The following is an 8,722-nucleotide window of genomic DNA, read 5'->3' as shown; positions in this document are numbered from 1 at the left end:
AAGGACACCCTTGCTCAAGGCTAGACACTTCCCGTTGTTAGGGCGTGTGAGGGACTTGCACCCATTAGAATACACCCATGCTGGGCGAACTAAAAAAAACAGCTTGTAATTCGTAAAATACAAGCTGTTGATATTAATGTGTGTCAGATTTTTTATTGCAAATTATTAATAGTCTTTTACTTCCCAACCCAAAGCACTAGCTCCGAGTACGGCCGCGTCACTTTCTTTCAGTTCAGACATTAATAGTTTTATCTTATTACGGTATATTGGCAACATATTTTCCTCCATGTGTTTACGGATAGGATCGAAAATAAATTTACCTGACTTAGTCAGGCCACCGAATAAAATGATGGCTTCAGGGCTCGAAAATGCGACAAAGTCTGCAAAAGCTTCGCCCAGCATCTGTCCTGTAAACTGGAATATTTCTTTAGCTAGATCATCGCCTTTCTCGGCCGCATCATACACATCCTTCGATGTAATTTCACTAGATTCTAGTTCTCTGAGCAAGCTGGCATCTTTCCTTGTTTCGAGGAATTCCCTGGCTGTACGCGCAACTCCTGTGGCCGAACTATAAGTTTCGAGGCATCCTTTTTTTCCGCATCCGCACAAACGTCCTTCGCGAATAATGGTAGTATGTCCCAGTTCTCCGGCAAAACCATCGTGCCCGTATACTAGCTGGCCATTAACAACAATACCGCTACCAACACCTGTACCTAACGTGATAACGATAAAATCTTTCATACCACGGGCTGCGCCGTAAGTCATTTCTCCAATAGCCGCGGCATTGGCGTCATTTGTGAGGGCAACGGGTATATTCAATTTGTCTGTTAACATTTGAGCCAACGGAATAACGCCTTTCCATGGAAGATTCGGTGCAAATTCGATACAACCGGTGAAGTAATTCCCGTTAGGAGCACCAACTCCAATTCCTTTTATATTACCGGATCCGCCAACCTGGTCTATTATTTCCTGAACTCCTTCGGATAGATAGTTAACGTAATCATTGATTTCTTTATAAGACCCAGTTTTGATAGAACCCTGGTTTATGATGTGCCCACGTTTGTCTACAACACCAAAAACAGAATTGGTTCCACCGATATCAATTCCAATAGCATATGGTTTTTCCATGATTTATATATTAATGTTAATTCAACAATGAAATTATTTCTAAGAGCCTGTTTAAGTTTTATAGTAAACTTTTTTATCGCTATTTTTAGATGTATTTTTTTTCTTGTAGATTTAGCGGGCTAAATCAAAAGAAAAAGGAAAAAATACGGTAAAAAGAGCATTAAAAAGTAGCTAAGGATAAGTTGTCAGAGCCTATAATAGAAATTTTCGCTAAAATTTAAACAAACTCTGAGATAAAGCTTACAAATATAATTATTTCTGACAAAATATTTAGTTATAAATCAGCAATAATGTGTCTTTTTCAAACAAATGGTACAGTTTTATTTTTCCTGTTTTTGAAAAACCTCCAAAGCCTTATTCGCTGCAGCAAAAGAGCTTATCTGAGAATTTAATACCTGCTGCTCACATATTTTTAATTCTTTCTGCACAGCTGCATTATTGTAGAAGTCATTTTTCAACCTTTCATTTATAGTTTCATACATCCAGTAGCGTGACTGGTCGTTTCGTCTATGGTCAAAATATCCGTTCTTTTTTACAAAATCGATGTATTCATCGATCATATTCCATACTTCATCAATACCAATTTCATAATAGCCCGAATATGTCAGTACTTTAGGTGTCCAACCCGATTCCGGTAGCGGAAACAAGTGTAACGCATTCTGAAAATGGGACTGAGCCAGACGTGCTTTTTCTATATTGTTGCCATCGGCTTTATTTATGACGATTCCATCAGCCATTTCCATAATGCCCCGTTTTATACCTTGCAGTTCATCGCCTGTTCCGGCTAGCTGTATAAGCAGGAAAAAGTCTACCATGGAGTGTACAGCTGTTTCAGACTGCCCAACACCGACTGTTTCTACAATTATACGGTTAAATCCGGCTGCTTCGCACAAGATGATAGTCTCACGCGTTTTGCGCGCGACACCGCCTAAAGATCCGGCAGAAGGAGAGGGGCGGATGAATGCGTTTCTTTCGACAGATAAACGTTCCATACGGGTTTTATCCCCAAGAATACTGCCTTTGGATAATTCGCTGGACGGATCTATAGCTAAAACGGCTAATTTGTTGTTTTGCTTAAGGATATGCATACCAAAAGCATCTATAGATGTGCTTTTGCCTGCACCTGGAACGCCTGTAATTCCTATACGGATAGAATCTCCTGTATAAGGCAGACATTTCTCTATTACTTCCTGCGCTATAGCCTGATGTTCAGGTTTCGAACTTTCTATAAGTGTAACGGCCTGACCGAGAACCGTTATATCGCCTTTGCGAATACCTTCAATATATTCGGAAATTGTATAGACTTTACGTTTAAATTTTTTGAAATTACTCAGGTAAGGATTTACTGTCGGTTGTTCAGATGTGCCTTTATTAACCCGTAATCCCTGAAACTGCTCATCGTTTTCAAAATGTTCCATAAAATTCTCTCTTTATAATAGATAAATGTATGAAATTTGAATTCAGATGTAAATATACTAAAAAAACGAAAGGCTAGGGTCTGAATAGTGTTTATTAAGATCTTCTAAACTATAATTAAACATAATAGTAATTATGTAACATTGTATACGGGTTTGGGGAGGTATAGACCTAAACTAAACATAATGTACAATTTATAACAGTTAAATTATGAAAAAAAGAAATTACTTAAGTGTAGTAATTGGTAAGAAGGAACGGTTACTCAACGTGTCAGAAAAAACGATCGTAAACTTAAATGATGTAATTGAGGAGGTTTCAAAAACCGAACTCGAAAATTCAATAATAATGATATACAGAGAGAAAGGAGGTGTTAAAAATGTGGTGGAAGATACTGCGAACAGCGGTAGAGATAATAGTAACAGTATTCCCGATAATCGAAAAACTGAGGGAAAAAAAATCTGAAAACGATAAACCAGAAGAATAAGCGAATAACGGGGCGACAGCCTCGTTATTTATTAATTTAAAAATTTAAAGAATATTCCTTTATCTATTAGATGAACATATAAGGACACGCATGTATGAATAAGTTCGAGACAATATATGTAGACATAGAAACTGGGGAAGTTTTAGACATCAACAAATTAAATAAGAAAAATTATGAAATTAAATTCATCAGTAAGAAATGGACAAGAATTGGAGCAGGAGAGTACAGACTCACGACAATTTACTCCGCAAGAGAATCAAGACAACTCGGAATCGAATGGTAATATTAAGAAGGTAGAAGGATTACCGTTCAATATTGTGGTGAATGAGTATGTTACTTACGTGACGATGGGCAATAATATACTCGGTATATACACATGTGAAGATGAAGCAAGGGAAGCTATTGATAATAAGGACTGGCAATTAATATTGACAGCAGGAGTAGCTATGCAAGCGGAGATCAACAATCGGAATTAAAAAACAATGAGAGAGATCAAGCATATAATAATACATGCCAGCGCTACGAAGGAAGGAAGGCCGTATAAGATAGAAGATATTGACGTATGGCACAAGAATTTAGGTTGGAAGAAATGCGGTTATCATTACGTCATAGAATTAGACGGGAAGATAAGGAAGGGCAGGAGTGAAGAGGAAATTGGAGCACACGCATTCGGATGGAATAAGAACTCAATTGGAATATGTTATATTGGTGGATTGGGTAAGAATGGGGAAGCTAAGGATACTAGGACGCTCCAACAGAAATCAGCCTTAACAGCATTACTGTACGATTTAAAGGTTAGGTATCCCGAGGCGGAGATAATAGGACATAGAGATACGGGGGCGCAGAAATCATGCCCATGTTTCGAAGTAAGAGAAGAATACAAACATTTAAATAACAATAAGTTATGAGTATCACGAAAACAATAGGCGGTGACCGAATAGGGTCAGGCAATAAGATGAAGCAATCCATGCACAATTATGAGCGCAGCAACCACGCTCTAGACTATGTATGGAGAAGTAGTATGACAGCAGGTACATTAGTTCCATTCATGTGCGAACTCATGTTACCAGGTGACACGTTTGATATAGACTTAACGGACAATCAAGTATTAACACATCCTACAGTAGGGCCCCTATTCGGATCATTCAAGTTGCAATTGGACGTATATCTCGTACCAATAAGGTTATATCAAGCGCAATTACACAATAACAAGCTTGGGATTGGGATGAAGATGAACACTATCAAGTTACCTCAATTGAAGATTCAGGCTAATAACATCGATTGGGAGTCGGAGAAAGAGCCGATAGACGTACAACAGATCAATCCCTCATCATTACTGGCATATCTAGGGATTAGAGGTATAGGGTATGCAAACGATGAAGATAGCGACAACGGATTGATTACAGCAGAATTTAACGCCATTCCTTACCTAGCCTACTGGGATATCTATAAGAATTATTACGCCAATAAGCAAGAAGAGATTGGGATGATGGTAGCCCCTGCGCCAATGACGGATAGAATAACACAGGTAATAATAAGTAACCCAGTGACAGGGGATAGCGTGAAGCTTCCTTCAACGAATGGAGTATTATTCTTTCAATCGACAGAAGTGGGATTCTACAATACAATGACAATCACGCCAATAATAGAGGGTGATACATTCGATGTTGACAACATAATGATCGTTGCTAAGGAGAACTTTCCTCAATCGAATTCTAATATTACAGATTTAGCAACACTTACAGCGCGCTACGGAACATTAGTAAAGGAACAAGTTGGCACTGATAGAGAATGCACGAAGTTGGTTGTAGAGAAACACGGAATAGGTAACATAGGAGGATATCACATATTAAATGTGGGGCTAATGAACGAGATTAGCGAGATTATGTTAGAAGGCGAGAATATAGAAATTAAGAGTTTTCCGCTAGAGAACATTGATAATATGAGGGAAGATATCTTAGCAGCTATCAAGAATACAGAACCGTTCAAGATTGATTATCAAACATATGCGCCATACGGTACACCTTTGAACTTAATTAAAACAGAAGAAGACGATGTTAAGGGATACAAGGTAAGGTCAGCGAGTTACACAGCGATGAGCGGATTAGCGATCAAGACGTATCAATCAGATCTGTACAACAATTGGCTATCAAGTGAATTCATCGATGGAGTCAACGGGGTAGCAGAATTGAGCGCAATAGATATCAGCGATGGAATGCTACGAATGGATGCTTTAAATCTTGCACAGAAGGTATATAACATGCTAAATCGTATAGCGGTAAGCGGTGGTACTTATTACGATTATATCGAAACAGTATATGGTCAGAAAGTACACGGAATGTCAGAGACACCGATATATCAAGGCGGATTAAGTCAAGAGGTTATATTCCAAGAAGTAGTAAGTAATAGTGCATCGGAAGGCGCACCGTTAGGAAGCTTGGCAGGCAAGGGTATATTAAGCAGGCAAGTGAAGGGAGGTAAGATTGTTATGTCTTCACCCTCAGAACCATGTTATGCAATAGGAATAGTAAGTTTAACACCAAGATTAGACTACAGTCAGGGCAATAAGTGGGATGTGAACTTGAAGACAATGGACAACTTGCATAAACCAGCGTTAGATACAATAGGGTTTCAGGATCTTATTACAGAACAGATGGCAGCATGGGATGTTAGGAGAGACAAGAATGGTAATCCTACATATAAGTCGGCGGGGAAGGTTCCAGCATGGATTAATTACATGACAAACGTAAACCAATGTTACGGAACATTCGCGCGAGAGAATAATGAGATGTGGATGACATTGAATCGGAATTATCAACCAGATCCAGAATTGAAGACTATCAAGGACTTAACAACGTATATAGACCCGACCAAATTTAACCATACGTTTGCGGTAGAAGAACTGGCGGCACAGAACTTCTGGGTACAGATAAACGTAGATATTAAGGCGAGAAGAAAGGTATCAGCAAGACAAATCCCTAATTTATAACTAATTATGAAAAGAATAAAAATTAAACGTTCCAAGCTTTCAGCTAACAGAAGTTTGGAAGGAGAGACTATTGAGACTAAGATGGACAGAGTCGTGAATAACAAGGAACCGATTGAAGATGTATCTCCAATCATATATCAACCTAGAAGTGAAGGTGTTAGACCTGAATTTGATATAAGGACAGATAGGTTTAATCTAGCTATTGAAGCAATGGACGTAGTAAGCGGAAGCAAGATTGCTCAACGAAGATCACTAGTAGTTGAAACTCCTAAGTCGTCAGAGAACGAGTCAGCACAAGGTACTAATAATCAAGAGACTAATTAACAATTAAGAAATTATTAACGCGAGCGGTACGCATGTGCTCTATATTATCAAGTATATGTGTATCGCTTTTTAAAAAAAAAGCGCGAAAAATTATGGGAATATTCGGAGGAATCGGTAAGGTATTAGGAGGAATTGGTAAGGCAGCACTAAACGCTGCAACAGGAGGTCTCGGGGGAATGGTAGCGGACGGAGTAATGGGACTGTTCGGTGGCGGTAGTAAGGGAGCAAGAGCAGGATCACTGGAAGATCAACAGAAATTAATGGATTACCAACAGCGACTTAATCAAGAAAACGCTACCTTTACACACGGGTTGCAAAAAGAAATGTATGATTATACATACAACAAGAATACTGCAAGTGCCCAAGTGGCAGAACTCAAGAAGGCGGGATTAAATCCTGCATTGGCGTATGGGTTAAGTGGCACTGGTGGCGGGACTACGGCGGGGAGTTCGGCAGCAGCAGGGGTAGCAGGCGGACAAGCAGCTAACATGGCAGAACGCGAAGGGATGGCAATACAACGTAGACAGATAGCGTTACAAGAACAGAAGACCGAAAGTGAGATAGCTGTTAATGAAAGTATTGCCGAGAAGAATAAGGCGGACGCAGGTAAGACGAGCGGAGTGGATACACAGGAAGGATTACAGAGAATTCAAAAAATTAAACAAGAAATTAAACACAGTAATGCGAACATAGAGAAATTAGCAGAAGAGGTAAGACAGATGAAGAATAGTAATCAGATTACCGAAGAGACGATGAACGATACGATAGTAGGTATACGTCACGAGATGGCAGGTAAGGAGTTGAATAATGAATTGAAGCGTGCGAATATAAATGTAAATGAAGCGCAGAGAGAGAGTATCCAACAGAAGATAGCACAAGAATGGCAGAGAGTAGCAATAGATTGGAAGAATGCAGACACCAACCAGAAAAATGCTATAATAAATGATGCTGCTCAAAGACTGGAGCAATCAAGAATAGGAACAGATAAATTAACGGGTGTCTTTTTAAAAGAACTATTAACTAAGCTACTGGGAGAAGGTGAAATTATAGATAAAACTTTAAAGTAATGAATGAATTATTATTCTTAGGAAACGCAGGAACAGGAGAGTTATTGGTAGCAATAATAATATGGATTGCATTCTGCGCAATGATAATAATACCGATAGCGGTACTAGTATGGATAATCAGGAAAATATGGAGGAGAGATTAATATGAGTACATCAATCAGAGATTTCGAATTCAATATAATGAAGTACGGTTTATATGAAGTTATATATACCAGTCCCAATACGGGCAAGAAATGGAAAGCAGTAATAAACGATATGACCTTAATAGATGCAACCAAGAACGCAAAAGAACCAAGAGTTAAAAAATTAAACGAACTAAAGAAGAAGATAAAATGTGCTTGTATCCGAGAATGATCAAGAATAAAAAGTATACAGCGACTAAAAAGAATGGCGGGAAGATCCCGCCATTGTTGGATAAAAGGGTTAAGTATGTAGCAGTAGCCTGTGGTTGTTGTATGGAATGCATGAAGGCGAAGGCGAGAGACTGGCAGATAAGAATGTCAGAAGAGATTAAGACCGATGGAACGGGGAAGTTTGTAACATTAACCTTCAGCGAAGAATCACTTGAAGAACTAAGACAATCTATAGAAGGTGATACGATAGAAGAGAATGATATAGCAACACTGGCAGTCAGGAGATTTCTCGAAAGGTGGAGAAAAAAACACAAGAAGAGCGTTAAACATTGGTTAGTAACCGAATTGGGGCATAATGGAACAGAGCGCATACATCTACACGGGATAATATTTACCGATAAAAAGGAAGATATTGAACTAATCTGGCAGTATGGTTATGTATGGGTAGGTGATTACGTAAACGAACGAACAATAAATTATATAATCAAGTACGTACACAAGGCAGACGGCGACCATCCAGAGTATAAACCGAAGGTATTAACAAGTAGCGGAATTGGAAGGAACTACATCAATAGAATAGACTCCAAGAACAATAAGTTTAAAGGAGAAGATACAGACGAAGCCTACAGGTTTAAGAATGGAATGAAAGCGAGTCTCCCCATCTACTATCGCAATAAAATATACAACGAAGAAGAGCGCGAGGAACTTTGGATAAACAAATTAAACAAGCAAGAACGATGGGTAGGGGGGGAGCGAATGCCTTTTAAAACTTACGAAGAATTACAGAATTATGAGAACACTCTTAAATTTTATCAACAAAAAAGCGAAAAACTGGGGTATCCGAAGCCAAAAAAAAAGGAGGAATGGGATGTTAAAAAATATTTAAATAGCTTAAGAAATTTGTGAACTTAATAGTAATTATATAACAAACATACAATAAAAATAAGCAGTCATTACAACT

At 38.6% G+C, this 8,722-nt stretch carries 11 protein-coding genes; 9 read left to right on the top strand and 2 right to left on the bottom strand.

The window, feature by feature from the left end; all coding sequences use genetic code 11:
• Positions 1–165 precede the first annotated feature (165 nt).
• A complete protein-coding gene (locus D0T84_RS05365; RefSeq protein ID WP_163306756.1) occupies positions 166–1,128 on the bottom strand; it encodes an ROK family protein in 963 nt (320 codons plus the stop codon).
• Between the two features lie 320 nt (positions 1,129–1,448).
• Positions 1,449–2,546 (bottom strand): methylmalonyl Co-A mutase-associated GTPase MeaB, encoded by a 1,098-nt coding sequence (meaB, locus tag D0T84_RS05360; RefSeq protein WP_163306754.1) that lies wholly within the window; start codon positions 2,544–2,546, stop codon positions 1,449–1,451.
• A 208-nt stretch (positions 2,547–2,754) separates the two neighbouring features.
• Between meaB and D0T84_RS05355 the strand changes: the two genes are divergently transcribed.
• The 9 genes from D0T84_RS05355 to D0T84_RS05315 all read left to right on the top strand — a co-directional run bounded on the left by D0T84_RS05355 (position 2,755) and on the right by D0T84_RS05315 (position 8,667).
• Entirely contained in the window at positions 2,755–3,006 is a 252-nt protein-coding gene (locus D0T84_RS05355; protein WP_163306752.1) for a hypothetical protein, read from the top strand.
• A 195-nt stretch (positions 3,007–3,201) separates the two neighbouring features.
• Positions 3,202–3,504, top strand: coding sequence for a hypothetical protein (locus D0T84_RS05350; protein ID WP_163306750.1), 303 nt, complete (start codon positions 3,202–3,204; stop codon positions 3,502–3,504).
• A 6-nt stretch (positions 3,505–3,510) separates the two neighbouring features.
• Positions 3,511–3,936, top strand: coding sequence for an N-acetylmuramoyl-L-alanine amidase (locus D0T84_RS05345; protein WP_163306748.1), 426 nt, complete (start codon positions 3,511–3,513; stop codon positions 3,934–3,936).
• Positions 3,933–6,017: a major capsid protein gene (locus D0T84_RS05340; protein ID WP_163306746.1), complete on the top strand. Its 2,085-nt coding sequence runs from the start codon at positions 3,933–3,935 to the stop codon at positions 6,015–6,017. Before D0T84_RS05345 ends, D0T84_RS05340 begins: the two co-directional genes overlap by 4 nt.
• A gap of 6 nt (positions 6,018–6,023) precedes the next feature.
• A complete protein-coding gene (locus D0T84_RS05335; protein WP_163306744.1) occupies positions 6,024–6,341 on the top strand; it encodes a hypothetical protein in 318 nt (105 codons plus the stop codon).
• A gap of 92 nt (positions 6,342–6,433) precedes the next feature.
• The gene (locus tag D0T84_RS05330; RefSeq protein ID WP_163306742.1) at positions 6,434–7,408 is read left to right on the top strand and encodes a hypothetical protein; all 975 of its coding nucleotides are present in this window, start codon (positions 6,434–6,436) and stop codon (positions 7,406–7,408) included.
• Positions 7,408–7,551, top strand: coding sequence for a hypothetical protein (locus tag D0T84_RS05325; protein WP_163306740.1), 144 nt, complete (start codon positions 7,408–7,410; stop codon positions 7,549–7,551). The genes D0T84_RS05330 and D0T84_RS05325 overlap by 1 nt, the downstream gene beginning before the upstream one ends.
• Before the next feature lies 1 nt (position 7,552).
• Positions 7,553–7,762 (top strand): hypothetical protein, encoded by a 210-nt coding sequence (locus tag D0T84_RS05320; RefSeq protein ID WP_163306738.1) that lies wholly within the window; start codon positions 7,553–7,555, stop codon positions 7,760–7,762.
• Positions 7,759–8,667 carry a hypothetical protein gene (locus tag D0T84_RS05315; RefSeq protein ID WP_163306736.1) on the top strand — a complete coding sequence of 303 codons (909 nt, stop codon included), beginning with the start codon at positions 7,759–7,761 and terminating at the stop codon, positions 8,665–8,667. The genes D0T84_RS05320 and D0T84_RS05315 overlap by 4 nt, the downstream gene beginning before the upstream one ends.
• Positions 8,668–8,722: the final 55 nt, after the last annotated feature.

Source organism: Dysgonomonas sp. 521 (assembly GCF_010501055.1).
Classification (GTDB): domain Bacteria; phylum Bacteroidota; class Bacteroidia; order Bacteroidales; family Dysgonomonadaceae; genus Dysgonomonas.
The sequence above is the reverse complement of the archived record's forward strand: the minus strand, read 5'-3'. Positions and strand labels throughout refer to the sequence as shown.

Coding starts and splice junctions, on each gene's coding strand:
- D0T84_RS05330 (WP_163306742.1), top strand. CDS start 6,434: ATGGGAATATTCGGAGGAATCGGTAAGGTATTAGGAGGAATTGGTAAG.
- D0T84_RS05340 (WP_163306746.1), top strand. CDS start 3,933: ATGAGTATCACGAAAACAATAGGCGGTGACCGAATAGGGTCAGGCAAT.
- D0T84_RS05365 (WP_163306756.1), bottom strand. CDS start 1,128: ATGGAAAAACCATATGCTATTGGAATTGATATCGGTGGAACCAATTCT.
- D0T84_RS05325 (WP_163306740.1), top strand. CDS start 7,408: ATGAATGAATTATTATTCTTAGGAAACGCAGGAACAGGAGAGTTATTG.
- D0T84_RS05345 (WP_163306748.1), top strand. CDS start 3,511: ATGAGAGAGATCAAGCATATAATAATACATGCCAGCGCTACGAAGGAA.
- D0T84_RS05320 (WP_163306738.1), top strand. CDS start 7,553: ATGAGTACATCAATCAGAGATTTCGAATTCAATATAATGAAGTACGGT.
- D0T84_RS05335 (WP_163306744.1), top strand. CDS start 6,024: ATGAAAAGAATAAAAATTAAACGTTCCAAGCTTTCAGCTAACAGAAGT.
- D0T84_RS05350 (WP_163306750.1), top strand. CDS start 3,202: ATGAAATTAAATTCATCAGTAAGAAATGGACAAGAATTGGAGCAGGAG.
- meaB (WP_163306754.1), bottom strand. CDS start 2,546: ATGGAACATTTTGAAAACGATGAGCAGTTTCAGGGATTACGGGTTAAT.
- D0T84_RS05355 (WP_163306752.1), top strand. CDS start 2,755: ATGAAAAAAAGAAATTACTTAAGTGTAGTAATTGGTAAGAAGGAACGG.
- D0T84_RS05315 (WP_163306736.1), top strand. CDS start 7,759: ATGATCAAGAATAAAAAGTATACAGCGACTAAAAAGAATGGCGGGAAG.